Annotated in this window: 28 protein-coding genes; 17 read left to right on the plus strand and 11 right to left on the minus strand. The window is 45.8% G+C overall.

Going from position 1 to position 26,312, the window contains the following annotated elements; genetic code table 11:
- Positions 1-3 precede the first annotated feature (3 nt).
- Positions 4-2,622: a type IX secretion system periplasmic lipoprotein PorW/SprE gene (porW, locus tag AAA943_RS02810; protein ID WP_338222735.1), complete on the minus strand. Its 2,619-nt coding sequence runs from the start codon at positions 2,620-2,622 to the stop codon at positions 4-6.
- Positions 2,623-2,723: 101 nt separating this feature from the next.
- On the opposite strand from porW, the gene AAA943_RS02815 reads away from it, so the two are divergent.
- From AAA943_RS02815 to AAA943_RS02865, 11 genes are all read left to right on the plus strand, one after another.
- Positions 2,724-2,957 carry an AtpZ/AtpI family protein gene (locus AAA943_RS02815; protein ID WP_338222736.1) on the plus strand — a complete coding sequence of 78 codons (234 nt, stop codon included), beginning with the start codon at positions 2,724-2,726 and terminating at the stop codon, positions 2,955-2,957.
- 43 nt (positions 2,958-3,000) lie between these two features.
- Entirely contained in the window at positions 3,001-3,384 is a 384-nt protein-coding gene (locus tag AAA943_RS02820; protein WP_338222737.1) for a hypothetical protein, read from the plus strand.
- Between the two features lie 19 nt (positions 3,385-3,403).
- Complete coding sequence (atpB, locus tag AAA943_RS02825) at positions 3,404-4,432, plus strand: F0F1 ATP synthase subunit A (protein ID WP_338222738.1); 1,029 nt, start codon at positions 3,404-3,406, stop codon at positions 4,430-4,432.
- Positions 4,433-4,470: 38 nt separating this feature from the next.
- A complete protein-coding gene (atpE, locus tag AAA943_RS02830; RefSeq protein WP_026947636.1) occupies positions 4,471-4,728 on the plus strand; it encodes an ATP synthase F0 subunit C in 258 nt (85 codons plus the stop codon).
- Between the two features lie 83 nt (positions 4,729-4,811).
- Complete coding sequence (gene atpF / locus AAA943_RS02835) at positions 4,812-5,306, plus strand: F0F1 ATP synthase subunit B (protein ID WP_338222739.1); 495 nt, start codon at positions 4,812-4,814, stop codon at positions 5,304-5,306.
- Between the two features lie 6 nt (positions 5,307-5,312).
- Positions 5,313-5,876, plus strand: coding sequence for an ATP synthase F1 subunit delta (gene atpH / locus AAA943_RS02840; protein ID WP_338222740.1), 564 nt, complete (start codon positions 5,313-5,315; stop codon positions 5,874-5,876).
- A gap of 21 nt (positions 5,877-5,897) precedes the next feature.
- On the plus strand, positions 5,898-7,472 hold the full coding sequence (gene atpA, locus AAA943_RS02845) for a F0F1 ATP synthase subunit alpha (RefSeq protein ID WP_338222741.1): 1,575 nt from the start codon (positions 5,898-5,900) through the stop codon (positions 7,470-7,472).
- A 64-nt stretch (positions 7,473-7,536) separates the two neighbouring features.
- The gene (atpG, locus tag AAA943_RS02850) at positions 7,537-8,409 is read left to right on the plus strand and encodes an ATP synthase F1 subunit gamma (protein WP_338222742.1); all 873 of its coding nucleotides are present in this window, start codon (positions 7,537-7,539) and stop codon (positions 8,407-8,409) included.
- Between the two features lie 195 nt (positions 8,410-8,604).
- On the plus strand, positions 8,605-9,717 hold the full coding sequence (locus AAA943_RS02855; protein ID WP_338222743.1) for an HNH endonuclease signature motif containing protein: 1,113 nt from the start codon (positions 8,605-8,607) through the stop codon (positions 9,715-9,717).
- Positions 9,705-10,562, plus strand: a complete 858-nt coding sequence (locus AAA943_RS02860; RefSeq protein ID WP_338222744.1) for an HIT domain-containing protein — start codon at positions 9,705-9,707, stop codon at positions 10,560-10,562. The genes AAA943_RS02855 and AAA943_RS02860 overlap by 13 nt, the downstream gene beginning before the upstream one ends.
- 173 nt (positions 10,563-10,735) lie before the next feature.
- The gene (locus tag AAA943_RS02865) at positions 10,736-11,515 is read left to right on the plus strand and encodes a prohibitin family protein (RefSeq protein ID WP_338222745.1); all 780 of its coding nucleotides are present in this window, start codon (positions 10,736-10,738) and stop codon (positions 11,513-11,515) included.
- A gap of 98 nt (positions 11,516-11,613) precedes the next feature.
- On the opposite strand, the gene AAA943_RS02870 is transcribed toward AAA943_RS02865, so the two are convergent.
- Genes AAA943_RS02870 through AAA943_RS02880 form a run of 3 tightly spaced genes read right to left on the minus strand, consistent with a single transcriptional unit; the run spans position 11,614 to position 13,737 of the window.
- Positions 11,614-12,213 carry an aminotransferase class IV gene (locus tag AAA943_RS02870; protein WP_338222746.1) on the minus strand — a complete coding sequence of 200 codons (600 nt, stop codon included), beginning with the start codon at positions 12,211-12,213 and terminating at the stop codon, positions 11,614-11,616.
- On the minus strand, positions 12,197-13,165 hold the full coding sequence (locus AAA943_RS02875; protein WP_338222747.1) for an aminodeoxychorismate synthase component I: 969 nt from the start codon (positions 13,163-13,165) through the stop codon (positions 12,197-12,199). The genes AAA943_RS02870 and AAA943_RS02875 overlap by 17 nt, the downstream gene beginning before the upstream one ends.
- Entirely contained in the window at positions 13,162-13,737 is a 576-nt protein-coding gene (locus AAA943_RS02880) for an anthranilate synthase component II (RefSeq protein WP_338222748.1), read from the minus strand. The genes AAA943_RS02875 and AAA943_RS02880 overlap by 4 nt, the downstream gene beginning before the upstream one ends.
- 268 nt (positions 13,738-14,005) lie before the next feature.
- On the opposite strand from AAA943_RS02880, the gene AAA943_RS02885 reads away from it, so the two are divergent.
- Positions 14,006-15,562 carry a sulfatase family protein gene (locus AAA943_RS02885; RefSeq protein WP_338222749.1) on the plus strand — a complete coding sequence of 519 codons (1,557 nt, stop codon included), beginning with the start codon at positions 14,006-14,008 and terminating at the stop codon, positions 15,560-15,562.
- Positions 15,563-15,609: 47 nt separating this feature from the next.
- On the opposite strand, the gene AAA943_RS02890 is transcribed toward AAA943_RS02885, so the two are convergent.
- A complete protein-coding gene (locus AAA943_RS02890; RefSeq protein ID WP_338222750.1) occupies positions 15,610-16,245 on the minus strand; it encodes a GDSL-type esterase/lipase family protein in 636 nt (211 codons plus the stop codon).
- A 149-nt stretch (positions 16,246-16,394) separates the two neighbouring features.
- Here AAA943_RS02890 and AAA943_RS02895 point away from each other — a divergent pair, with 149 nt between their 5' ends.
- A complete protein-coding gene (locus AAA943_RS02895; protein ID WP_338222751.1) occupies positions 16,395-17,231 on the plus strand; it encodes a UbiA prenyltransferase family protein in 837 nt (278 codons plus the stop codon).
- Here the strand turns inward: AAA943_RS02895 and AAA943_RS02900 are convergent.
- Positions 17,228-18,586, minus strand: a complete 1,359-nt coding sequence (locus AAA943_RS02900) for an acyl-CoA dehydrogenase family protein (RefSeq protein ID WP_338222752.1) — start codon at positions 18,584-18,586, stop codon at positions 17,228-17,230. The genes AAA943_RS02895 and AAA943_RS02900 overlap by 4 nt on opposite strands.
- A gap of 180 nt (positions 18,587-18,766) precedes the next feature.
- On the opposite strand from AAA943_RS02900, the gene AAA943_RS02905 reads away from it, so the two are divergent.
- The gene (locus AAA943_RS02905; RefSeq protein ID WP_338222753.1) at positions 18,767-19,363 is read left to right on the plus strand and encodes a methyltransferase; all 597 of its coding nucleotides are present in this window, start codon (positions 18,767-18,769) and stop codon (positions 19,361-19,363) included.
- On the opposite strand, the gene AAA943_RS02910 is transcribed toward AAA943_RS02905, so the two are convergent.
- The 4 genes from AAA943_RS02910 to AAA943_RS02925 all read right to left on the minus strand — a co-directional run bounded on the left by AAA943_RS02910 (position 19,360) and on the right by AAA943_RS02925 (position 23,234).
- Positions 19,360-19,749, minus strand: coding sequence for a DUF983 domain-containing protein (locus AAA943_RS02910; RefSeq protein WP_338222754.1), 390 nt, complete (start codon positions 19,747-19,749; stop codon positions 19,360-19,362). The genes AAA943_RS02905 and AAA943_RS02910 overlap by 4 nt on opposite strands.
- Entirely contained in the window at positions 19,746-21,098 is a 1,353-nt protein-coding gene (locus AAA943_RS02915; protein WP_338222755.1) for an alkaline ceramidase, read from the minus strand. The genes AAA943_RS02910 and AAA943_RS02915 overlap by 4 nt, the downstream gene beginning before the upstream one ends.
- 122 nt (positions 21,099-21,220) lie before the next feature.
- Positions 21,221-22,384: an AIR synthase related protein gene (locus AAA943_RS02920; RefSeq protein WP_338222756.1), complete on the minus strand. Its 1,164-nt coding sequence runs from the start codon at positions 22,382-22,384 to the stop codon at positions 21,221-21,223.
- 79 nt (positions 22,385-22,463) lie between these two features.
- Positions 22,464-23,234 carry a type III pantothenate kinase gene (locus AAA943_RS02925; RefSeq protein WP_338222757.1) on the minus strand — a complete coding sequence of 257 codons (771 nt, stop codon included), beginning with the start codon at positions 23,232-23,234 and terminating at the stop codon, positions 22,464-22,466.
- Between the two features lie 227 nt (positions 23,235-23,461).
- On the opposite strand from AAA943_RS02925, the gene AAA943_RS02930 reads away from it, so the two are divergent.
- The 3 genes from AAA943_RS02930 to AAA943_RS02940 all read left to right on the plus strand — a co-directional run bounded on the left by AAA943_RS02930 (position 23,462) and on the right by AAA943_RS02940 (position 25,367).
- Positions 23,462-23,938 carry a GNAT family N-acetyltransferase gene (locus tag AAA943_RS02930; protein WP_338222758.1) on the plus strand — a complete coding sequence of 159 codons (477 nt, stop codon included), beginning with the start codon at positions 23,462-23,464 and terminating at the stop codon, positions 23,936-23,938.
- A 93-nt stretch (positions 23,939-24,031) separates the two neighbouring features.
- A complete protein-coding gene (locus tag AAA943_RS02935) occupies positions 24,032-24,766 on the plus strand; it encodes an RluA family pseudouridine synthase (RefSeq protein ID WP_338222759.1) in 735 nt (244 codons plus the stop codon).
- A gap of 103 nt (positions 24,767-24,869) precedes the next feature.
- Positions 24,870-25,367 carry a SixA phosphatase family protein gene (locus tag AAA943_RS02940; RefSeq protein ID WP_338222760.1) on the plus strand — a complete coding sequence of 166 codons (498 nt, stop codon included), beginning with the start codon at positions 24,870-24,872 and terminating at the stop codon, positions 25,365-25,367.
- On the opposite strand, the gene AAA943_RS02945 is transcribed toward AAA943_RS02940, so the two are convergent.
- Positions 25,364-26,125: a DeoR/GlpR family DNA-binding transcription regulator gene (locus AAA943_RS02945; RefSeq protein WP_338222761.1), complete on the minus strand. Its 762-nt coding sequence runs from the start codon at positions 26,123-26,125 to the stop codon at positions 25,364-25,366. The genes AAA943_RS02940 and AAA943_RS02945 overlap by 4 nt on opposite strands.
- Positions 26,126-26,312 lie beyond the last annotated feature (187 nt).

Here is a 26,312-nt window from a genome sequence, read left to right on the forward strand (position 1 = left end):
AGTTTACTGATACAGACTTCGGAAGAATAACAAATACTCTTCCATATTTTTGGTTTTATTCAGGATTTGGAAATTTTCTATAGAAATGAAAAAGGCTTTGGCTTTGACTTCATCAGGTAAACCCTCCGATTTAAAGTCGTTGGAAAATTTCTTGTAGTATTCATAAGCGGCTTCCGAATTGGTGAAAGGGCTAATGATGAAAATGGCCTCCTCGGCACTCATATTCATGTTTCCTGTTCTCAACCGGGAGTTTTTAAAGTTTTGCCCGTGGAAGTTTTCCAAGTCTCCCAAAAGATTTTTGGCCTTTTCCGATTCCTCAGGACTCATCGAAATCACAAAAATGTGGGTTTGGGCTTCGTTAATTTTATATGGAGAATTTTCAGGAATTTTAAGATTTTCCGGGGTCAGATTTTCTGCCTCTAGGGTAGTGGAGTCAGCCTGTTCTTCCTCTTTTGGTGCCAAAGCTGCCAATTCTTCAGCTGACAATAAAGGTCGGAGCATTTTTTTCGCCAAAGTGACCAAACTCTCCTCTTTGGTGTTTTCGATGTAGGCTTCCAGTCTTTCCTTGAACCGCTCTTTGGATTGGGTTTTTCCTACAACCATGATGTCCAAAAGCAACAGCTTTTCTGTTGTTCTGGTCAAAGGGTATTGCTCCAAGGTGGAGCGGATGATTTGAGAAGCCTGCTGATACTGTCCGGAGTAGTAGGCATTGTAGGCTTTTTCATAGCCTTTGGAGGCAGCAAGATAGGCCACATTCCCTGAGGCGGCATTTGGGTTGTTGACAGAAAAGGTGTACTGAGAGTCGGGAAACTCCCGATTCAGCCGGCTGACATACTGCTGCGAGTTGCCTCCGGTATCTCTCTGACCTAGATAAAGCAGATAATAGGCTTCCGGCTTTTTGTTCGAATTGGGATAATTGCGGATGAGGGTCTCCAAATTTTCAATACTCATCAAAGGTTCATTGAATTCAAAATAAAGCAATTTGCCCAGCTCGAAGTATGATTCTTCCAATTCCAGGTTGATCTGCTCTTTGATTTCAGGAGTAGTGGGAATCTGTGCCAACAAGCCCTCCAGCGTAGGTAATCCAGCCAAAATAGAATTCTCCTGATTGGCTAAGGAGTCTTCACTTGGTTTGATTTCCTCAGGTTGAGCTGAGGTCTGAAATATAGCTGACCGTCTCCTCCAATTGTCCTGAAGTGGACGGCTTCCCCAGTTTCGGTTAAATTCAATGGCCCCCTGCTGCATTGCTACTCCGTTGTCGAAATAAAAACTCGAACCTGAGTCCCTTCCACTAAATGCCAAAAGGTTGTTGAATATATTGCTGTTTTTGGGCTGCTCTTTTTCCCTTGCCTCCCGGATAAGCCGTTCTTCTTCAGACTGAATGTAAGCCAAAGCAATAGCCTGCTGTTCATCGGGAGTTTTCTCAGCCAGCACAATCAAGCTGTCGTTGAGCTGAATCCGCTCCTGATGAAACACGTAATTGTCCAGGGTGATTTTCCTCTCCTGAATGGCTGAAGCAGCAGGGTCATTGGCCTTGATAAAGTTCAGTGCACTGTCCAAATAGTATTTGGTAGCCCGGTAATCTTTGAACTCCTGAATGTGGATCTCTGCCAGTTTCTGATAGATATAGCCTTTGATTCTGGGGTTGGTGCCGGGTTCTTTGGCTGCCTGATGGAGCAAGTCCAGCGTGAGGGGAATGTCCCCTTGCTTTTCCTCAAAAAGTGCTTGTTCGTAGACCACTACATCTTTCAAATCCTTGTTTTTAGGATCTTTATAGAGGTCCTCATAGTAATTTCTCACCTTTCGGAGGTCCTTGGAAGCATTCAGTTCGGCTACTTGCTGGGCATAAAGCGTGGCAAAGAAACTCCTTTCATAGGGAGGGTTGCCATCCAAAGCCCTTCTGTAGTAGTCGTATGCCAAAGCATCCAATCCTTCCCGCTGATACCTTTGGGCAAGGATAAAGTTGATTCTGGACTTTTCTTTTTTATCATCTGCATAATCCAAAGCTTTGTCCAAGGCGCCGATAATGCCATTGGGGTCCTCCCTTACCTCATAGTAATAGGCTAGGGTCCGGTAAAGTTGGTAGCGGTTTTCGTCGCTGATTCCGGATTCTTTGGAAAGATAGTCAATGGTGAAGTTGGCATTTTCTATTTCCTGCTTGTCGATATATAGCTTCAGCAGGCTTATCAGGGTCTGATGCCTCAAGTCATTGTCTTTGCTGGTGCTGTTGACATATTTAAAGGCGTTGAGTGCATCATCCTGCTGGGCCTGGAGGTAATCGATTTTTCCCAAAAGAAAATAGCTGTCATCCTTCCATTTTGAAATTTTGTGCCACTCGATGGCCTTGGATGCCAGGTCTCTTGCTGAGTCAAGTTTGGCTTTGTTTTGCTGAATAGTGGCGGAATCAATAGGAATAAATACCGGCAAAACCTGGGTATAATCTTCTTTGTAATTGGTGCGGACTTGATTCTCCACGTCTTTGATCTTTTGATCTGCCAAAAAATACGCGTTGAAATGGGCCGTGAGATTATGAAATGCCCGGTTAGTAAAGGTATCCCTCTCGGAAGAACAGGAAGCTGCAAAAAACAAAAGGACCCCAAAAAGGCCGAAAATCTTTCTCATTTCTACTTTTACCCAAATGAAATACCAAATTAGGCTTTTTGGCTTACTTAGCGAACGAATTAGCGATTGTTATATTTTCCTTACAATACGTAACTTGACCTATGCCTGATTCCAAGCCAAAACCCAAATCCGATTCTTCCGGTACTCCTGTCTATGTGAAATACATTGGTCTATCTTTTCAGCTATTCGGAATTATCGGTGGGGGGACTTGGCTGGGATGGTGGATTCAGCAAAAAAGCGCGATGAAGTTCCCTCTTTGGTTGCTATTGTTCAGCTTTTTATCTGTTTTTGTGGCTTTTTATCAGCTTTGGCTTTCTATGAAAAGAGATGGGTAGCAATTCAGCAGAATGAAGTAGCTTTGTGCCAAAGTCAACCAAAGTGACCTTCCTAAGTAATATACATGTAAGATTTTGGCTCTTTTCCTTGGGACTTGGGCTGATTATTTGGGTCCTTCAGCAGGTTTTTCCTGTGATTGTCCATCCTAAGATTTGGGAAATTTTGATTTTCCTGGTTTTGTTTTTCTTTTTTATTCAGCTGCTCAATTCTTTTTTGCTGAAAGTACTCCCCGATAGTTTTTTTCAGATTTCTGTCTTGGCGATGGTCCTGAGGCTGATAGGTTCCCTGGTTTTTATCGGGGTGGAAGTATGGCCCGGCATGGAAAATATTATTTTGTTTATCGCCGATTTCTTTGCGATTTTTTTGTTCTACTTAGTTTTTGATATCTACGCCTTTCTGGCTAACTTGCGCCCGATTTCGAAGTAGCCCTCAAAAACAAGAGTTGATGACGCGTAAATTATTGGCCTTAAGTCTTTTATTTTCAGCATTTTTGCTGATAAGTTCTACCCCCACTTTTGCGGCAGGTTCAGAAGAAGATAAGACAAGCTTTATCATGCACCACGTGAAAGACTCCCATGAGTGGCATTTCGCAACCTTTGGACATACCCACGTCACGCTTCCTCTCCCGGTTATTGTTTATTCTTCTGACCGGGGATTGGAGTTTTTCAAATCCAGCGATTTCCAGAATCATGAGACTCACGCCTTCGGTAAAGAATATGCGCATGAAGGATACTTTATCGACGAGCATGACCACTTGGGAAGAGTAGACGGAGCAAGCTTTCTCGAGCTCTCCATCACCAAAAACGTGGTCATGATGTTTTTGGTTATGATTTTCTTGGCTGTTTTGGCCATTTCTGCAGGCAGCTTCTACAAGAAAAATGGAGCTGTCGCTCCAAAAGGGCCTGCAGCCATCCTTGAACCGATTGTCATCTTCGTGAGAGACGAAATCGCCAAAAACTCAATCGGACCCAAATACAAGAAATTTGTTCCCTACCTTTTGACTTTGTTCTTATTCATTTGGTTTGGAAACCTCTTGGGCCTTTTGCCAGGCGCGGCAAATATGACGGGAAATATTGGGGTGACTTTCACTTTGGCTATTTTGACCTTCATCATTACCAATGTCAACGGGAACAAGGACTATTGGAAGCACGTCTTTGCAACTCCGGGAGTGCCAATTCCTATGTTGCTGATTATCGTTCCGGTAGAAATCATCGGTTTATTTACTAAGCCTTTTGCCTTGATGGTCCGACTTTTCGTGGCGATCACTGCAGGTCACATTGTGATCTTGGGATTTATTGCTTTGGTTTTCATCTTTGAATCTTACGCTATCGGGGTAGTGAGTACCCTGATGGTGACCTTTATCAATATCATCGAATTGCTCGTGGCCACGATTCAGGCCTATGTATTTACGCTGTTTACGGCGATGTACATCGGTTCTGCAGTTGCCGAACACGCGCATGACGATCATCATTAATTAGAAATTTCTTTGTTCAATTTATAAATTCTACACTTATGTTAATGTCTATCTTGTTGACTGCTGGTTATGCACTTATGGGTGCTGGTATCGGTGCTGGTATTGTTGCGATTGGCGCAGGACTGGGTATCGGTCGTATCGGTGGTCAGGCAATGGAATCTATTGCTCGTCAGCCAGAAGCTGCCGGTAAGATCCAGGGTGCAATGTTGATCATCGCAGCTTTGATCGAGGTGGTTTCCCTGTTTGCAGCGGTAATCTGTCTGCTGATCGCGTTGAATATCGCGGGTATCAGCTAAACCAAACACAGAAGGGGATTGGCGCTAGGCCTTTCCCCTCTCTTTCTTTCCCCTATTGAACAATCTGAAATAAATCATACATCATGGATTTGATTACTCCCAGTTCCGCACTTATTTTCTGGCAGCTGTTTGGCTTCCTCGGGTTATTGTTTATCCTGATCAAGTTTGCCTGGAAGCCTATGCTTGCTGCATTGGAAGAGCGGGAGACGAGCATTGAGAATTCTCTCAAAGCTGCCGAACAAGCCAGAAACGAGATGGCCAACCTTAAGGCAGAAAATGAAAAACTCCTTCAGGAGGCTAGACTAGAGCGAGATACTATCCTGAAGAAAGCTCAGGAAACTTCTGTGAAAATGATCGAAGAAGCCAAAAATGAAGCTTCCAAAGTCGCGGCTGAGCAAATCGAAAATGCCAAAGCAGTAATCGAGACCGAGAAAAAGGCAGCCCTCACCGAGGTGAAAAATCAGGTAGCTCTGCTTACGCTGGAAGTCACGGAAAAGCTGCTTAGAAAGAACCTCTCCGACGAAAAAGCTCAGAAAGAGCTCGTGGAAGAATTTGTAAAAGACCTAAAGCTTAACTAATCATCCATGTCCAACGAAAGAGTAGCCTACGCCTATGCCAAATCCCTGATAGGACTGGCCAAAGAACGAGGGCAAGTCGAGGAGGTCTTCCAGGATTTTATGCACTTGGCCCAAATGTCAGATTCCAACAGGGATTTGAAATTGGCTCTGCGTAATCCGATCATCAGTTCGGAGAAAAAACTTAACATCCTCAATGCCCTGTTCAAAAAAAGAGGTGCTACTGAGGCAACCCTGAAGTTTTTCGAGATTATCTGCAGAAAAGGACGTGAAAATGTCCTTCCTGAAATGGCCAAAGCTTTCGTGAAACTATACAATATCGAAAACTCCATTCAGGTAGCTGAATTGACCACCACTTTCCCCATTGATGAAAAGCTGAGAAAAGAATTCAAGGCAGTCATCTCCCGGATTGCTGAGGCCAGGGAAGTGCAGCTTGTAGAAAAAGTCAATCCTGAACTAATCGGTGGCTACATCCTGAAAGTAAACGACAAACAGCTCGACGAGTCCCTCAGCGGGCAGCTCAAAAAGCTGAAAAGTCAGCTTATCCAAAATCAATACGTCAAACAGTTTTAAAACGATCTATATACTACTATCATGGCAGAAGTAAGACCTGATGAAGTTTCAGCCATCCTGAGAGAACAGCTCTCCGGTGTCAGAACTGAAGCTGAACTCGAAGAAGTGGGTACCGTACTCCAAGTGGGTGACGGAGTAGCCCGTATCTATGGACTTTCCAAAGCTCAAGCAGGGGAATTGCTGGAGTTTGACAACGGAACCAAAGCCATGGTGCTCAACCTCGAAGAGGACAATGTGGGTGCTGTACTTTTTGGGGATTCCAAGGATATCAAAGAAGGAGATACCGTAAAGCGTACCAAGAAAATCGCTTCCATTCAGGTGGGCGAAGGAATGCTTGGTCGGGTAGTGGATACCTTGGGTAACCCTATCGACGGGAAAGGCCCAATCACCGGTGAATTGTACGAGATGCCTTTGGAAAGAAAGGCTCCCGGGGTAATCTACCGCGAACCCGTAACCGAACCGCTTCAGACCGGTATCAAATCCATCGATGCCATGATTCCTATCGGAAGAGGGCAGCGGGAATTGGTTATCGGTGACCGTCAGACTGGTAAGACTGCCGTTTTGATCGATACCATCCTCAATCAAAAAAGCTTCTACGAAAAAGGCGAGCCTGTATTCTGTATCTACGTAGCGATCGGACAGAAAGCTTCTACCGTAGCAGGTATCTTGGCAGCTTTGGAAAAAGGCGGAGCTCTTCCTTATACCATTATCGTATCTGCAGCGGCTTCTGACCCTGCACCGATGCAGTTCTTTGCTCCTTTTGCGGGTGCTGCCATCGGAGAGTTCTTCCGTGATACCGGACGTCCTGCTTTGGTGGTATATGATGACCTTTCCAAGCAGGCAGTAGCTTACCGTGAAGTGTCTTTGCTTTTGAGAAGACCTCCGGGACGTGAAGCCTATCCGGGTGACGTATTCTACCTTCACTCCAGATTGTTGGAAAGAGCGGCGAAAGTCAACAAATCCGACAAAATCGCTCAGGCTATGAACGACCTTCCTGAGTCCATCAAGCATTTGGTAAAAGGTGGAGGTTCTTTGACTGCACTTCCGGTGATCGAAACTCAGGCAGGTGACGTTTCCGCTTATATCCCTACCAACGTAATCTCCATTACCGACGGGCAGATTTTCTTGGAGACCAACCTCTTCAACTCCGGTATCCGTCCTGCGATCAACGTGGGGATCTCCGTATCCCGAGTAGGGGGTAATGCGCAGATCAAATCGATGAAGAAAGTAGCCGGTACCTTGAAGCTTGATCAGGCACAGTTCCGTGAATTGGAGGCTTTCTCCAAGTTCGGTTCCGACCTTGATGCTTCTACCAAGCGAACCATCGAAAGAGGACGTAGAAACCAGGAAATCCTGAAGCAGCCACAGTACTCTCCGGTATCGGTAGCGCATCAGGTGGCCATCATCTATGCTTCTACCCGAGGCTTGATGGATACCGTGCCTGTAGAGAAGGCAAGAGCTTTTGAGAAGGAATTCTACACGCTTTTGGATACTTCATATCCTGAGGCTTTGGAAAAAATCCTCAAAGGAGATATCGACGGGGCAGGTCAAATCCTCGCTCAAGCAGCCAAAGAATTGGCACCTAAGTACGCATAAAATCAACCATTATATCCGGGTAGGGCTACCTGCCCGGATTTAGATCGATACAAAGTAAGCACAGATGGCTAACCTCAAGGAAGTAAAGCAAAGGATCACCTCCGTCACGTCCACGCAGCAGATCACCAAAGCCATGAAGATGGTCTCGGCTGCCAAGCTGAGAAGAGCGCAGGACAAGATCGTGCAGATGCGACCTTTTTCCCAAAAGCTGACTGCAGTCCTCAACAACGTGTCTGCTTCGGCAGAAGGGTCCGCAGACTTGGTCTATGCCCAAAAACGAGAAGTGAGAAAGGTGCTTTTCATCCCTGTGACTTCTGACAAAGGACTTTGCGGGGCTTTCAACTCCAACGTCATCAAGGCTACCCAAGCAGCTATCCGGGAAAATTTCTCCCAAGCCGAAGTCACCATCATGCCCGTGGGCAGAAAATCCATGGATTTCTTCAAGAAGTCCCGATATGAAATCAAAGGCGCACATGCCCAAATGTTTCAGGATTTGACCGTAGATGCGGTTTGGAATGCTGCCAACGAAGTGATGGATGCTTTTGTCGCAGGAGAATTTGATCAGGTGTTTTTGGTTTTCAATGAATTCAAAAACGTAGCTACCCAAATTATCCGCACGGAGCAGTTCCTTCCTATGTCTCCAATGGAGACTACAGAAGCAGTGACTACTGAGACCGATTACATTTTGGAGCCATCCCGGGAGTTTATCATTCAGGAATTGGTGCCAAAGGCCCTTCGGGTGCAGTTTTACAAGGCGGTATTGGAAAGCAATGCTTCCGAGCATGGTGCACGGATGACGGCAATGGACAAGGCAACAGAAAACGCCGGAGAACTGCTAAAAGAACTGAAATTGATGTACAATCGTACCCGTCAAGCAGCGATCACCAACGAAATCCTCGAGATTGTAGCCGGTGCCAATGCCCTAGGCGGAAAATAAACAACAATAGATCCCAAATCGGAACCACAGCTCGTAAGGGTTGTGGTTTTTTTGTTTTGTATGGGCCTCACAGATTTTAACAGATCAATAAACAGATTTTTTAATCCTCCCCAATTGTGATTCTTTTCTAAACTCGATTTTATAATATTTGATGCCTTTATTGCTTTTGCTATCTTAGTTTAAAGCTTTTAGGAAATGAACAAAGAGATTTTTTCCAATATCAGTAAGATCATAGAGAGGGATAGTAAATCTACCACGTACAAGTTTGCTTTATTGAGGGGCACAATAGACCTTATTCAGGAGAATAGTCCATTTATTGAGTTAAAAGGGGATAGGGTACATTTTCCTATGGGGTTGTTGATTGAGAAGTGGATGATCTATTATTATCCGATTTTTGATTCAAGCTTGAAAATTCCCCAAATCAATGGAAGAGCCAATTTATCTTTTGAAAAACAGCTTTCCGATGTAGTTTCCTTTTATCAAAAGAAAGGTGGATTATCAGCATTTTATGCTGATTTGAAAAGGAATGGTGTCAGTGAAGAATTGACTCCAACTGTGATTAGTTTGGCAAATCAGCTTAATGCTACGATTAGGAAAATGCCAATGTACTACATCGGAAGATCTATTTCTTCTGATTATCTTTCCATTTTTACTCCGGAATTAAAACGAAAATCAAGATCAATTAAAAAGCTGGATAGTAATTTTTTGGTTTTGAATTACGGTACATTTTCAATTCCTAAAGCCTATTATGAGGCATTTGAGATTTTAGGTAGCTTTATAAGTGGTCAAGATTCCATTTTTTTGAAATGGGCCGAATTTTCTAGGAAAGCTTCTGGTAAAGAACTTCCATTCGAGAACATTGTGGAAAAACTTGTGGAGTCACCTGTCACAGAAAGAGAGGCAACTGAATCTAAAAAGCTTTTTGGTTCTTTGTTGGCTAGACTTGGAGAAACTGAATGCGTTTGGACTGGTAGAAAAACCAATAAAATTGAAGTAGATCATATTATTCCACTTGCGATTTGGAAGAATAATGATCTCTGGAATTTGCTTCCTTCTGTTCCCAAAATCAATAATATTAAACGGGATAAAATCCCAACTCCAAGGCTAATTGACAGACAAAAGGGAGTAATTCTTCATTATTGGGAAATCCTTAATCAAAGCTTTGAAATCCGTTTTCAAAAAGAGATCAAAATCAGTTTACTTGGAAATGCTGATAACTCCAATTGGAGAGATTTGGCAATCGATCAGTTGAAGGAAACGTGCCATTTTTTAATTGAAAAAAGAGGATTTGACCCATGGGAACCTTAAACCAATTCTCCCACCTCACCGCCAAGGAGCGCGACTCCCTTTCCTTTCCTGCAAGAATTGTAAAGGAAAGAGGCCTATTAACTGGCGAGATATTGGATTTCGGTTGTGGATTTGGGAAAGATGTGGAAATTCTGAAAAGTCAAGGCTTCCAAATTGAAGGTTACGACAAGCATTACTTTCCTAAGTATCCAGACAGAAAGTTTGACACGATTATTTGCTTTTATGTGTTAAACGTGCTTCTCCCTGAGGAGCAGGCCTTGGTTTTAATAGAAATTTCCTCTTTGCTTAATGCATCTGGTAAGGCCTATTTTGCTGTTCGTCGAGACTTGGTTTATGAAGGTTTCCGAACCCACAAAATCCATCAGAAACCTACATTTCAGACCAATGTAGTCTTGCCTTTTCGGTCTATTTTCAAGAACGATAACTGCGAGATTTACGAATACCAGCGCTTCAATCAGATTCAAAGACCCTCTTCTGAATGTCCTTTTTGCAATCCGGATATTGAAACTGAATTATTACTGGAATCGGCTCAGGCTTATTCCATTTTGGATAAATTTCCAGTAAATCCTGGACATACTTTAATCATTCCTAAAAGGCATGTTTTGGACTATTTTGAATTAAGTTTCAAGGAACAATCCTCATGTTTCTTCCTCCTCAATGAAGCAAAAAAGGAAATCCAAAAACGCTTTAATCCCGATGGGTTTAATGTGGGGATAAATATCGGAGAGAAGGCCGGGCAGACGATTTCCCATGTTCATATTCATTTGATTCCGAGGTATTCGGGGGATGTGGAAGATCCCAGAGGAGGAGTGAGGGGGGTGGTTCCTGATCGAAAATTGTACTGATTTGCCTCTCCCGCCTCCTCGACAAATAATCTCAAAACCTCCTTTTGACTTTTTTACCAAACTCAAAATTATCTTTTCAAAAAAGTGATTTTTTGGTCGATTTTGGTCTGGATTTCCCCAACCTTCCCCAGGAATTTTTTCGTTCAACTAGACAAATCAACTCCTGAAAATCTATGAGAACTATCACGTATTTGCTGGCAATTGTCTGCCTGGGATTGGCCTCTTGCACGGTCATCCGGCAGGGAGAAGTGGGTGTAAAAAGAAAGTATGGAAAGCTCAATCCCAATGTGTTTGATGCAGGCTTGGTCTCTTTCAATCCCTTCTCGACCCGTGTCCTCAAAGTACCCATCCGCACCACCAATCAGGAAGTAAGAATGAATCTGCCGAGTAAGGAAGGACTCACCGTGGAGTCGGAGATTTCCATCCTTTACAGCGTAGAAAAAGCCAAGGTTCCTTACATCTTGGAAGATGTGGGACAGAATTTCTCCTCTGTACTCATTATGAATGTGTTTCGGTCTGCCGCAGCAGACGTCAGTGCCCAATATATGGCCAAGGACATGCACTCCGGCATGAGGAGTCAGATCGAGCAGCAAATCCAGGAAAAAATGCACGAGTCTCTCCGTTCTCGCGGCGTGGTCGTAGAGCGGGTGCTGATGAAAAGCATCAAGCTCCCCGATGAACTCAGTCGGGCCATCGAGCGAAAGTTGGCTGCCGAACAGGAGGCCCAACAGATGGAATACATCCTCGATAGGGAGCGAAAAGAAGCCGAACGCCGAAAAATCGAAGCCCAAAGTACCCGGGAAGCCCAAAAAATACTCGCCGAGGGATTGGTCAAGGAAATCATTGAACTGCGTAGCATTGAAGCGTTTAGGGAACTTGCCAATTCGCCCAATGCAAAAATTATCATTACCGATGGCAAGGCGCCTTTGTTGATTAATCCTCAAAGAGATTGATTTTAAGGGGATTTTGAGCTTTTTACAAAGGCCTCGGTGGGAAACTGCCGGGGCCTTTGGTTTGTAAACGGGCTTAGGAAGTCTTTCCAGAAAGTAGGTTAGAAAACCAAGTTTTCCATCCCTCGTGTCTCTTCCTCTTCAAACTCCCTCAAAGCATTTACCAGCCGGAATCCCTGCATCTTGGGAAGGTCGGAAAGGGTAAGTTCCCGAGGCTTTATTTTACCCTCAGCAATCAATCGGGCACGGGCTGTGCCCTCAAGCAGGGGAGTGGCCGGAGTCAGCCAATCTTTCCCGTCAAAAAATACCACATTACAGTAAGAAGTGTCCCGAATGAAGCCTTTTTGAAGGATCAGCACATCATCTGCCTCGCCTTTCTGTTCTTTGAGTTGGTTCAGGGCACTGCGGTCTGTCCACTTCAGGGAATAGTCGAGCTGCGGAGCTTCGATCAGTCGGAGTCGGTTGAGAGGTGCAGGATGATAGGGCTCGAATTCGGCCAAAGTCCCTTGGGCGTGGTAGCGGATTCGAAGCCGGTTTTTCCCTTTTTGGAATTCCTTCGGAATCTTCAGGCCATCCAAAAGGGAGTAGGAAGGCTGCTGACCAAACTCCCTGAGATAGAAGCGCACAAACCTCCTTTCATGCCACTCCGCATGCTGAATCTCTCCATCGAGGAGACATAGCGTTTCAAACAAAGGGTACATAGACTTTGGTTTGGAGTTCCTGATATTCCTCCTCGGCTTGACTTAGAGCGGTGATTCCCCCTCCGCTTCGAAAATAAAAGGCCCCGTCCCGCTTTTCCAAAAAGCGGATGGCCACGGCACTTTCCACCTTTTCCCCGTCGAAAATTCCAAAAACCCCACAATAATACCCCCTTTCGTCCAATTCGGCAGCTCGAATGATTTCCACGGTCTTGGCCTTAGGCGCCCCGGTGATTGATCCGGCGGGCAGTAGTCGAAGAAGAATATCTCCGATATTTTCTTGCCAGTTTTCCGGCAGAGTACCCCGGATTTCTGAGCTGGACTGCACGATTTCCTTTCCACCCGCGGGGATTCGTTCGGTGTAGCGGTAGCGAACCACCCGGATTTTTTTGGCGACCATGGCCAAGTCATTGCGCAGCAAATCCACCACGGTATTGTGCTCCCATTCTTCCTTGGTATTGGCCAAAAGGACCTCCTCAGCACGATCCACGCTTCCATCGAGGGTTCCTTTCATGGGGAAGGTGGCGATTTCCTCCCCTTCCATTTTTACAAAGCCTTCCGGAGAAAATACAGCAAACCGGTCTTGGAAAAGCAGCTGATAAGGTGCTTTTCCCAAGTGAAACAGCTCCTCAAGAGTCCGGTCGGTTTGGACTTGGGAGGGAAAAGTCAAATTGAGCAGATAGCTGTCTCCCTGAAGAATATGCCGGTGAACCAGATTAAATCTGCGCTGATATTCCGAAAAGGAAATAGGGGAAAAGGCCCAATTTACCCCGGGGAGGTTTTTTTTTGGTGTAGCATTCCCTTGGTTCTTAAATCTGAAAAAGATTCCATGGGTTGCTGCTTCTTCCCAGAGAAAGGCCTGTGGATTTTTCCCTTCAAAATCCAGAAGGAAGAAAAACGGGGTCCGGCTTTTTCCCCATGCCGAAGTCAGTCTGACAAATTCTTCTGGGCTCAAGGACAAAGGGAGATAAAGTTGGACATCACTTGGGCCCCCTGTGGGGTCAAAAAGGACTCGGGGTGGAATTGGATTCCAAAGATGGGTTTTTCACGGTGGCGGATGGCCATGATTTCGTTTTCGGCAGATATCCCGATGATTTCCAGTACTTCGGGTAGCGTATCTTTTTCCAGCATCCAGGAATGGTACAGGCCTACCTCCAATAGAGTAGGAAGTCCGGCAAAGAGCTCATCTGAAGGCTGCACTTCAATTGACTTCTTTCTTCCATGAATCACTTGGGGCAATTGGATTAGGCTAGCCCCAAAGTACTCCCCGATTCCCTGATGACCAAGGCAAACGCCAAGTAGCGGGATATTCTTTTCTGCACAGGCTTCGATGCAGGGAAAAAGACCCGGATGGTCCTTGGGCCGCATCGGTCCCGGAGACAGAATGACTCCGCGAATGTCCTCCAGGAAGGCAGGTTGCCAGGAGGAGGAAGAAATGATTTGTAAAGGAAAAGAGGTGACCTCAGTGATCAGTTCAGCCAAATTGTAGGTGAAGGAATCCTGATGGTCCAAAAGCAGCAGGCCCACAGTCAGTCTATCGAGTTTTTCGGTGGCAAAGGTAAGGAGAAGGATATTTGATTCGTGACTTGGAATAGAAGGTATTTCCAGAAAAATTTTTTTGAATTGGGGTTACTCCAAAAAGTTTTGGTTAGTGGACGGTCAAGGGTAATTAACCAAAAGTAAATTACTAAAGGTAAATTATAGTGTTGTTTTGGAAACCGCCAATCGAATCCAAGTTCAGGCTGGAAAACCGGAGATAAATGGCTAGTTTACAGGATTGTCTTGATAATGCCTTATGAAAAAACTGTCCCTTCTTTACCTCCTGATTGCTCTGATTTTTTCCTGCACTGCCCCGCCCAAAAAGGAAAGCCCACCCAATATCATTTTCATTTTGGCGGATGATTTGGGCTATGGGGATTTGAAGGCCTTTCATCCGAATAGCAAAATTTCAACCCCACACCTTGACCGGCTGGCAGCAGAAGGGATGATATTTACCGATGCCCATACTACTTCGGCGGTTTGCACCCCATCGAGGTATGCCTTGCTTACCGGTCGATACAATTGGAGGACAAGCTTGAAAGAAGGCGTGCTGACCGGGGAATCTCAAGCGTTGATCCCCAAAGAAAGAACCACTGTAGCCTCAATGTTGAAATCCAAAGAGTATGAGACGGCTTTTATCGGAAAGTGGCACTTGGGTATGGATTGGGGATTGAAGGTGGATTCGATCGAGCAGGTGGGGAAAGGCTATGCGGCCGACTTCAGTTTGGTGGATTTTTCAAAGCCTGTTAAAAACGGTCCGACTGTCTTGGGCTTTGACTACAGCTATGCCCTCCCCGCTTCCTTGGATATGGCTCCCTATGTGTATGTGGAAAATGACCAAGTCACTCAGATTCCCAACCGGGAGACCATAGACGAAGGGGAATACTCCTGGTGGAGAAAAGGTCCCACTTCTCCGGACTTTATCCATGAAGAGGTGACCCCGAACTTCTTTAACCGAACCATCCAATACATCCAAAGTCAATCCGGGCAGGAAAAACCTTTCTTTCTTTACCTCGCTTTGCCTTCTCCCCATACCCCCATTCTTCCCAAAGAGGAATGGCAGGGAAAAAGCGGTCTGCTGCCCTATGCTGACTTTGTGATGATGATCGATGACTACATCGGGCAAGTCAACCGGGCTTTGGCCGAGGCAGGATTGGAAGAAAATACGCTGTTGATTTTCAGCAGTGACAATGGCTGCGCACCTGCGGCTGGATTTACCCAATTGGTGGAGATGGGGCATTTGCCCAGCGCCCAATTCAGAGGGCACAAGGCAGATATCTACGAGGGAGGGCATCGGGTGCCCTTTATCGCCAAGTGGCCAAAGCAAATCCAAGCAGGTGCCCGTAGCGAGCATACGATCTCCTTGGTTGATTTTTTTGCCACAGCTGCGGAATTATCAGGCTATGAAGTGGGGGAAAATGAAGGAGAGGACAGCTATTCCCTGCTTCCTTTGTTGCTGGGGAATACTCCCTCGGGGGAGTTTCGTGAAGCCACTGTTTTCCATTCCGTTAACGGTACTTTTGCCATCCGCAAGGGAGACTGGAAACTGATTTTGGCTCCGGGTTCGGGAGGATGGAGCTATCCCAGACCCAATGACCCGGTTTCGAAGGATCTCCCGGAGGTTCAATTGTACAATCTTGCCTCAGACCCTGGAGAAACTACCAATTTGGAGGCTGAACAAACCGAAAAAGTGGAAGAATTGAAGAGCCTGCTTGCAAAATACATCCGTGATGGGAGAAGTACCCCCGGGACTCCTCAAGCTAACGACCCTTTTGAGGGGGAATGGAAGCAGGTTTGGTTTTTGGAAAAATAAAGGCAGGCGAAAATCGACTTCGCCTGCCAATTTTTAAAGAAATCTTCTTAGAGCCTAATCCTTCTCGCAATCACCTCAGCCATAATGGTCAGTCCTTCTTTGTTGGGATGCACACCGTCAGGAAGCAGCTCGGGTTTGTCCATCAGCGGGGTATACAGGTCGATCACCTCCGCTCCTGATTTTTGAACGACCTCAAATAGCATGAGTCTTTGCTCATTATTCGTTACTTCAGGGGTGATACCAAAATTGACTCGGGTCACCGGTACGGGGAAGATGACATAGACTTTTCCGTCCTTGGGCATGTGTTCTCTGAATTCTGAGATCATATCCAGATAATCTTTCACAAAATCTTCTTTGTGGGCCCAATTCTGCGGTTTGGAGTCATTGGTGCCCAATTTGATCAAAACCACATCGGGTTGGAAGTCTTTTACTTCCTGAAACTGCGGCTCATTCCAGTAAGGGTAATCCCCTTTTCTCAGCAGGGTTCGGCCACTTACGCCAAAATTTCTAACCTCATAGGCATCTCCGAGTAAAGCTCCAACCTGAAGAGGGTAGGAATCCGGATTGTCCCGACCGGGACCTTGGGTGATGCTATTTCCCACAAAAGCCACTTTGATGGGGCTTTGGGCAAAAGTGGATAGACTCAAAAGGAAGGCAAATAGGGGTAAGCAGAGTTTTTTCATCGGTTTTTGGGTTGAGTTGCAGCCATGAATATACTTTTTCTGCCAATGAAAAACTCACAAATTCCACGAGTGAGGTTGGAGATTTGAGTTAAACTCCCCAAAGTGACCAAGGGAAGTTAAGATTTCAGAATTCCGCCTTATTTTCGGCTATGGCATTTCTTCAAACGGCGTACCGGGTGATTTCCCGTCTTTCCTTGGATGTAGTGGCAGGCTCAATAGCGGGATTACTCTTTTTCTCCCGACTTTTTCACGCGGAATTGGATCCCTTGATCGCCTTGCTTTTGGGGATGGCAGTGTGGTGCATTTATACCCTGGACCATATTCTGGATGCCCGCAAGCTGAAGTCCCCACTATCTTCCAGGCATGTATTTTATCAGCGATGGGGGGGGGTATTGTGGTTTTTTGTCATTCCCACAGTCCTTCTTGGGCTATTTTTGTCTTATCGGGTTTTAGGCTTGGGAAAGGAGCTCTATTTCAGTTTGGGTTTGGGGATAGTCATTCTCCTGACCATGTTTTTCCTGAGAAAAGCCGGTCAGGCGGCCGGATTGATCAAAGAGCTGAGTACGGCTGTGTTTTATGTCTTGGGGATAGCCTGGATTCCCCTGCTTCGGCTGGAGGTGATTGATTGGACCTGGCAAAATCTGCTATTTATTCCTGCTTACATGGCTTTGGCCTTTCTGAATCTGTTGATGTTTTCATTTTTGGACCGAAAGGAGGATGCTGCTCTGGGATTTCCCTCGGCAGCGTTGACCCTTGTACCGGAAAGACTGCTTGTTTGGATAAGAAGACTTGCCTTCTTATTGATTTTCCTGAGTTTGGTGGCTTTTATCCTTTTACCTTCCTTTTACCGCCCTTTTGCCTGCCTACTTTTATTGATGACCCTTATTCACTACCTCAGTTTTTTTCATGCAGGTATCTCTCAGGAAGCAAAAAGAGGAAGAATGGAAGCATCCTTTATGCTTCCTCTTCTGCTTTGGATGCTTTAGACAAAAGCACTATGCCCCGTGATCGCCCTACCTACGATAAGGGAGTTGATTTCCTTGGTTCCTTCGTAAGAATAGACTGCTTCCGCATCGGCCACAAACCGGGCAATGTCATGCTGTAGAAGAATCCCATTTCCTCCGAAAAGCTCCCGTGCATGGTCCACAATAGATCTCATCCTCAGGGTACAAAAAACTTTTGCCAAGGAAGCATGCTCGTCCAGCAATTCTCCTTCATCCTGCATTTGGGAAAGTCTGAAGACCATGGTCTGCATGGCTGTCAAATCTCCCAACATAGTCACCAAGAGGTCCTGCACGAGCTGAAACGAGGCAATGGGTCGCCCAAACTGGTTTCTCTCATTAGTGTAGGCAAGGGCGAGCTCGTAGGCCCCCCGCGCACAGCCTACTGCTTGCCAAGCCACACCTGCCCGGGTCATGCGGAGGACTTTTGCTGTGTCTTTGAAGGAGTTGGCATTTTGAAGGCGGTCGGCTTCAGGTACTTCACAGTCGGTCATGGTAATCAGGGCATTTTGTACTGTTCTCAAGGCCATCTTGTCTTTAAGCTTTTCGGCCTGGAATCCCGGATTGTCCTTTCTGACGATGAATCCTTTTACCTGATTGTCATCGAGATCTCTGGCCCAGATGATGGTCATATCCGAAAAGGTGGCATTGCCGATCCACTTTTTCTGCCCATTGAGTATCCAAGAATCTCCTTTTCGCTTGCAGGTGGTGGTCAGTCCTCCTGCAGCCCCTGACCCCACTTCGGGTTCGGTGAGGCCAAAGGCGCCGATTTTTTCCAGTTTCTGCATGGCAGGAAGCCATTCCTGCTTTTGCGCTTCTGAGCCACAGAGGTAGAGTGAACCCATAGCCAATCCGCTTTGTACCCCGAAAAAGGTAGAAATCGAAGTGTCCACCCGGGCCATTTCCATGGCGATAAACCCTTCAAGTAGTGCGGAATGTCCCGGACAGCCGTATCCTTGATAAGTCAATCCGGCAATGTCCAACTCGGCCATTTTGGGGATAATGTGCATGGGAAACTCCGCCCGATTCCAATAGTCATTGGCAATCGGCTTGATTTCTCTCTCCATGAAATCCCTTACTCTCAGCTGAATCTCCCGCTCGTGCTTAGGGAGGCATTTACCCAATTCATAAAAGTCCCCGTTGATGGGTGGGATTTCTTTGGGCTTTCCACCTCCTTTAAGCAATCCCATCATTTTACTGAGGTCAGCATCACTCATCTGAGAGACCAAGCCTACCATTTTCGGCAAGTCCACTTTCTGGGATAGTTTAGCTATCTGATCCAAATCGATGTTGGAAAGCAATTGGCGCATGCCGCTGATTTTATTCAGGAAATTTTTCATTAAAATTTTTTTGGATTAGGGTTACATGGGTTATTCGCAACTTTGCCTGAAGACTGACCAAAAAAGCAGTACTTCCTGCAATTAAATCTTAACTTTCTTCGGTTGTTCTCCTTTGAGCCCAAATACCAGTCCTTTTGGCAAAAGGGAACCTTAACAGAAGATCAATGACAATATATACCGATGTCGGACCTGTATGGTTTCCTTGCCCCTATCTACCAAATGCTCTCCCAAGGGGTTTTCGGAGAAAAAATTCTTACTGCCAACCGGGCCTTTGTGGACGAAAATCTCTCCAATAAACTGGTAATCATCGGTGGTGGAGACGGATTTGCTTATCAGCAATTTGGTCCCCGATTGAAGGGAATGTATTTGGAAAAGTCTGCCAAAATGCTCCAAATAGCCCAAAAAAATCTCAAAAATTCTTCCCTTCAGTTTGTTCACGGAGAATTTCAAGGCCAAAGCCAAGCCGATTGTTTCCTGCTCCCTTTTGTTTTGGACTGTCTTCGGGAAGAGGATATTTTGGCTTTGTTGGAGAAAATCAAATCCTGCCTTTCCGAAAATGGGATTGTGATAATCAGTGATTTTTTCCCACCCAAAACTAGGAGACAACAGGTGCTGTCTCGCCTGATGCTTCTCTTTTTTCGGGCTACTACCGGGCATCCGAGAAGTGACCTTCCTGATTATCCCGGCTTACTTTCGCAAAGTGGATTCTGCCTTTTGAAAGAAAAAACATGGGAAAAAGGCTGGATTAAAGCACAGGTGTATGGGCGAAAGGATTAGTCTTTTCCCTGAAAAGGGACAAAAATGGTAATCCATATCGACCGACTTAGCCTGAAGAAGACTGGTAAAAGGAGAATAGCCGAAATCCCGATCCAAAGCAAGAGCTCCAAAATGGAAAACTCATCTACAAGAGCTGAATAAGCTACCCAAACTGCGATAAATAGTGCAGTATTCAGGGCATAGCTGATAAACATAGCACCAAAGTAGAATCCAGGTTCGGGTTCGAAGGCCTGATGGCAGTTTTCACAAGTTTTCTTCATTTCGAAAAAGCTGGCAGGCCTCCCCCAATTCATGGACTGAAATAATCTACCTTTCCGACACTTTGGGCAGCGCATGCCGAAAAGGCTTTTCCAGAGAGATGGGTTGATGGTTGGATTGGTTCTCATTGAGCTTTTTCTATGGTTTTTTGAATCAATTGGTCAAAATAATGTCCATTTCCCGGACCGTACCAGTTCATTTCTCTGACTTCGTGAAAATGCTCGTCGTAGAGCTCATCGGGAGTGATGTAGCCAATGTAGCCGCCATTGAAGACCGTGATGATCAGTTTGAGTCCATTTTCCTGAGCGAGTTTTTCCCATTCCTCATAAAAAACCCCCGAAGTCTCCCCGCTGGAAGCGATCATCAGAATGTTCCCGATCTGAGTGATATCCAAATGTGCATTGGTGTCACCAACTAGGTAATCAAATAGCCAAGGACGGATTCTCAGGTTGTCGGAAATCCGAAGATGAGGTTCTCTGAGTTCTAGATTCAATCTTGAATATTTGATTAAAGGTTTTTTATTGGAAGCAAAGTTGGTCATCCTAAGCCAAATCACTGAATCCAGAGAGGCAGCATAGGATTGGACCAGTTCGGGAGTATTTCCCTTGGCCATAGGGCGATGACTTCCCACGGTTCCTGCTGCGTAGAGCGCGAATTCATAGTCCCGGCTTTCCAACCTTTGGGTCAAGAACTTGGGATAGTCCCCGGAAAGGCCCATGAATTTGGAGCTCAGACAAGTCGCATGGGCTGAGTAGGTAAAAAAGAGTGCTTTTTTCCCATCCGTCTTTTTGGTGAAAATCAACTGCCGGACAAAGGGATCGTAAGGTCCGTCTTTGATAAAGCGGTTGGACACGTGGTCAGGTGCATTGGTTTTACGGAAGGAAATAGATACTGTATCCTGAGTGCTGAGGGCAGATTGCAGGGCTTGGACGGATTTGGCGACCAAGCCTTCGACGATTTTCTCATCGTATCCCCCAAAGGCCATTTCTCCCAAAGGGCCGGGCATGTATCCACCCATGCCGGAGTGGGTGTGGGTGGCGGTGAAGATCAATTGGTCAATGGGGATTCCTGCTTTTTGGACTCCTTCCTCTATTGCTTTGGCCAAGGCAGGATGCACAATAAGCAATTCGAAATTGAGCCAAGCCAATTGGGTTTGGCCATTGCTGAGAGCGATGGCTTTGACATAGCTGCTGTCCTGGACAAATTCATAAGGCCCTCTCGGGGCATAGCCGACCAAATCCACCGGTCTTTCGGGAGTGAGGTTCACTTTTGACCAGCCAGAAAGCCAAACCTCACCTTGAGTTTCTGTCCAGGATTCTTGATCCAATCTTTGGAGAGTTTCTTGATAAAAATCCTGATCCTCAATCGGAGATCGGTCCACAGTAGTGATCAATACAAATCCCAACAGTGCCAAAAAAAGAAAAGCCCAAAGAAAGATCTTTAGAGCCTTGGCAAATGTAGAAGTAAGCTTATTCATGTAGAGGAGCAAAAATTTTCAATGATCAATGATCAATGATCAATGATCAATAACCAATAACCAATAACCAATAACCAATAACCAATAACCAATAACTTTTTCTAAATGAGCATGTCGGAAAATCAATACTCAAAGGTCCCGTAATGACTCTGAATGGTTACTTTTTTTCCTTCGTGAGGTTCTACACGACCGATGATTTGGGCTTCTACCCCGTGAGATTCTGCGATATCGATGATTTCATCTGCATAGCGCTCATCCAAGTAGATTTCCATCCGATGGCCCATGTTGAAGACCTTGTACATTTCTTTCCAGTCGGTACCGCTTTCCTCCTGAATGATCCTAAACAAGGCTGGAGTATCAAAAAGGTTATCCTTGATCACATGAACTTGGTCCACAAAGTGAAGGACTTTGGTCTGTGCCCCACCACTGCAATGCACCAAGCCGTGGATATGAGGTCTGAGGTAGTTCAACACGTCGACCATGATCGGAGCATAGGTTCGGGTTGGGGAAAGGACCAATTTTCCCATATCCACAGGGGCTCCGGGTGCAGGGTCAGTCAGATTGTATTTTCCGGTGTACACCAAGGAGTCCGGTACAGCAGGGTCAAAGCTCTCCGGGAATTTGGTCTTCAATACTTTACTGAAGACATCATGTCGTGCTGAAGTCAAGCCATTGCTTCCCATGCCTCCGTTGTATTCCTTTTCGTAATTGGCCTGTCCATAAGAGGCCAATCCTACGATCACGTCCCCTGCCTGGATTTTGTCATTTCTGATCACTTCGTCTCTTCGCATTCGGCAGGTCACCGTGCTGTCCACAATGATCGTTCGCACCAAATCTCCCACATCAGCTGTTTCTCCTCCGGTCAGGACAGCATTCACTCCTTTGTCGCGAAGCATCTGAAGCACCTCTTCTGTGCCCTCAATGATGGCTGAGATTACTTCTCCGGGAACCAGGTTTTTATTTCTGCCGATGGTGGAGGAGACCAGAATATTATTGATCGCACCTACGCAAAGCAGGTCGTCGGTATTCATGATGATGGCGTCCTGAGCGATTCCCTTCCACACGCTGAGGTCGCCGGTTTCTTTCCAATAGAGGTAAGCCAAAGAGGACTTGGTCCCTGCCCCGTCTGCATGCATGATATTGCAATAATCCGGGTCCCCGCCGAGTGTGTCTTCCACGATTTTGCAAAAAGCCTTGGGAAAAAGGCCTTTATCTAGCTTGGAAATGGCCTGGTGAACATCTTCTTTGGAGGCGGAAACACCGCGCTGCATGTAGCGCTCGTTCATAGCTGGGGAAGGGTTTGGTTAAGGCAAAGGTAAGGAATTGAAAAATTGAAAGATTGGAAAAATTAAAAATTGCCCAGATTTACTGATTTGCTTCAGTAATCAGGCGGAGACCGTCTAGCGTGAGATTTCTGTCCACCTGATCAAATTCATCCTGAAGGTTGGTCAGAATGGAGGATAAACCCCCGGTTGCCAGGATTGTAAACTTTGTCCCGGTTTCTTTTCTGATCGCCTCCAGCATCCCTTTTACCAAGCCTGTGTATCCATACAGCACGCCTGACTGAATGGCGTGAATGGTGTTTTTTCCCAAAACCGACTCCGGAAGCTTCAATTCTACCTCAGGCAGCTTGGAGGTATTCATAAAAAGGGCCTTGATCGCGGTATGCAACCCGGGGACAATGCTTACCCCTAAGATTTTTCCTTTTTCATCTACCGAAGTGAAAGTCAAAGCCGTACCAAAATCCACCACGATGACAGGTCCCTTTACCCGGGAGTAGGCGGCCATCACATTGCACATCAGGTCACTTCCGATTTCATTGGGACGAACAGGTTTTACAAGAAGCTTTTTATAGCTCTCCGGGCTGATGAGGTAAGGGGCTTGTCCAAAAAAGCCCTCACAAAACTGCGTAATCACGGAATTGACCTCAGGAACTACCGAGCTGAAGCCGATTTGATTGATTTCTTCAGGAGAAATACCGTGTTCCAAAAAATAGAGCGGAACCTTTTTTCCCAATTGGGAAATCAACTTGGGAGTTTGGGTCTCCAGACGAAATTGATTGGTCCATTTGCCGTTTTTGGGATCAAAAAGCGCAAATACTACATTGGAATTGCCGGCATCAATGGCTAAAAACATTCGTTTCTCAGGTTTTGACTAATTTAGGGCCATTCCAAAGAAATAAGCAAATCTGATTTTGTGTTACTCCCTCCTCAGAGCTTTACTCCAGCAACAAGGGCTGGAAGACCGAGGACCGAAGACGGAAGTTTGATCCAAATTAGTGTTAAATGGGCAATTTGAAGTTTGCGAGTTCCTGAGGTAGGATTTAAGAAATTAAATTAACCATTCATTAAACTAATCCTCTCATGTATTCTCTCCGAAAAGGAACGATCGAAGACCTACCCCGAGTGCTCGAATTGATCAAAGAACTCGCGCTATACGAAAAAGCCCCCGAGCAAGTCACCAATACGGTGGAGATGATGGAAAAAGATGGTTTCGGTCCCAATCCGGTCTATGGACTTTTTGTCTGCGAAAAAGAGACTACAGGAGAAATTATTGGGATTGCGATCTACTACTTCCGCTATTCAACTTGGAAAGGTAAGCGCCTTTATTTGGAAGATATCGTAGTGACCGAGTCTGAAAGAGGAAACGGTGCAGGGAAAATGCTCTTTGACCGGGTGATGGCCCAATGCTTGGAAGAAAACTGTACCGGAATGATGTGGCAGGTCTTGGATTGGAATGAGCCTGCGATTAATTTTTACAAAAAATACGGGGCCTACCTCGATGCCGGCTGGCTCAATGCGCATTTGCAGGATTATGAAATTCGAAAAATGCTCTCTTAAGTAGGAAGACAGGAGACCGAAGACGGAAGAAGTGCTTCGGTCTTTCATCTTCGGTCTTCGGTCCCAAAATAAAACCTACCTTTGTGATTCATTATGAGAGCAAAACCATTTTCTGTTGTCTATGAGGACAACCACCTCCTGATCGTCAACAAAGCGGCAGGGGTCTTGGTACAAGGGGATAAAACCGGGGACAAGACGCTGACGGACTACTGCAAGGACTACATTGCCGAAAAATACGAAAAGCCCGGAGCGGTTTTCCTTCACCCTGTTCACCGGCTGGACCGTCCGGTGAGTGGACTCGTGGCCTTTGCCCGCACCTCCAAAGGCTTGGAGCGGATGATGGAACTGTTCCGAAAGAGGGATATTCATAAAGTTTATTGGGCCATCGTAAAGCGCCGTCCACCCGAGGAGCAAGGCAAACTCACCCATTGGCTGACCAAGGATGAGGCCAAAAACTTTGTCACAGCCCACGAAAGGGAAGTGCCGGGTTCTCAAAAGGCGGAACTGAATTACAAGGTTCTCGGCAAACTCAATGACCATTGGTTGCTCGAGGTACGTCCGATTTCCGGTCGCCCGCATCAGATTCGTGTGCAGTTGGCTTCTATGGGCTGTCCGATTCGGGGCGACGTAAAGTATGGTTTTGCCAAGGCCAATCCCGATGCTAGTATCAACCTGCACGCATTTCACTTGGTCTTTGTACATCCCATTCGCAAAGAAAAACTCTACATGAGAGCAGCTCTTCCTGAAAATGAGTTTTGGGAGCAGTTTTTGGAATTTGAGACGGTCAAAGCCAAAGATCAGCATCTGGACAATACCTTTTCGGGATAATCAGAAAGATAGCTTTGCAGATAAAAATATGGCTAGCGCCGAGACAGGTCCTCTATTTTGCGAAGCATATCTCTAATCTCGCGAAGCATATCTTTAACTATCCATGAAAAACCTTCTCCTTCTTCTAGGTCTTATCCTTTTCTTGGGAGCTTGCACTTCCCAAACCTCCCCTAAAGCCATCTACATCGTCCGCCATGCCGAAAAGCAACTCGCCGGAAGTGATCCTGAACTGCTCCAAGTAGGTCAGATTCGGGCTAAAAAACTGGCCCAGATTCTCCAAAATGAGAATATCAAGCATGTCTTCAGCACGGATTACAAGCGGACTAGACTCACAGCTTTGCCCACTGCAGAACAAGCCGGCTTGAACATTCAATCTTACGATCCAAGCAATCACGATGCTTTGGTCGAGCAATTAAAGAGTCTGGAAGGAAATATCTTGGTGGTCGGGCATAGCAATACGGTCAGCAGATTGGCGAATTATTTTGTGGGAGAAGGGGAGAAGTATTCTGACCTCCAGGATGTAGAATATGATTTCATCTATGTGGTGACGTTGGAGAAAAATGGGGCAGCCGTAGAGCGAAAAGTTTACAAGGATTTTTAAATTATCACCACTTCAATTCCTTTTTCTTCCAGTTTTTCTTTAAAAATTTCGGGAATCCCCGAGTCGGTGATGATCACATCCACGTCTTCGAGTTCTCCGATTTTGCCAAATCCTTTTCGACCAAACTTTCGGCTATCGACCAACACGATGGTCTTCTGAACGGACCGGATCATCTGCGCATTGAGGTGGGCTTCCATCATATTGGAAGTGGTGAGCCCGTAGTCTAGACTAATTCCATCCACGCTGAGAAACAATTTGCTGCAGGCAAAACTCTTCAACATCTCTTCGGCAAAATGCCCAACTGCCGAGCTGCTGCTTTTTCGCACCACTCCCCCCAACTGTACCAGTTCTATCTCTGTGGAATCAATCAGGGCCATCGCTACGTTCAATGCGGAAGTCAACACGGTCAGCGGATAATTCCGAGGAATCGCTTGCGCAAAGGCGCCTACGGTGGTACCCGAACCGATAATGATGGCTTCTTTTGGTTCTAAAAACTCCACAGCTTTCTGGGCGATTTTGCTCTTTTCCTCTACCTGCTCCAGCTTTTTCACTTGAACAGATCGGTCAGATACATAGGGGGAAACCGAGGTGGCACTTCCGTGAGAGCGGTAGAGCAAGCCTTTATCTTCGAGGATCTTCAGGTCTTTTCGGATCGTCACAACGGTGACTTGGAGCGATTTGGCAAGGTCAGCCACATTGACAAATCCGCTTATCGCCAGTTCATCCAATATATGCTTGTGCCGCTCTGCAATCGTCATTTATCTAATTAATTAAATCTGCTGTTCGTAATTCTGTAAGTAAACGAATATTCCCCTGATTTTAGGCTGCAAGACAGAAGACAGAGGTAGGGAAAGATTTGGAATTCACTAGTTCAATTGGCCTTCGATGGACTCTATTGGCAAAGTTCCTTTTAAGCATTTGTATGAAATTTCATTCAATCAAACC

Source organism: Algoriphagus confluentis (assembly GCF_036245625.1).
Classification (GTDB): domain Bacteria; phylum Bacteroidota; class Bacteroidia; order Cytophagales; family Cyclobacteriaceae; genus Algoriphagus; species Algoriphagus confluentis.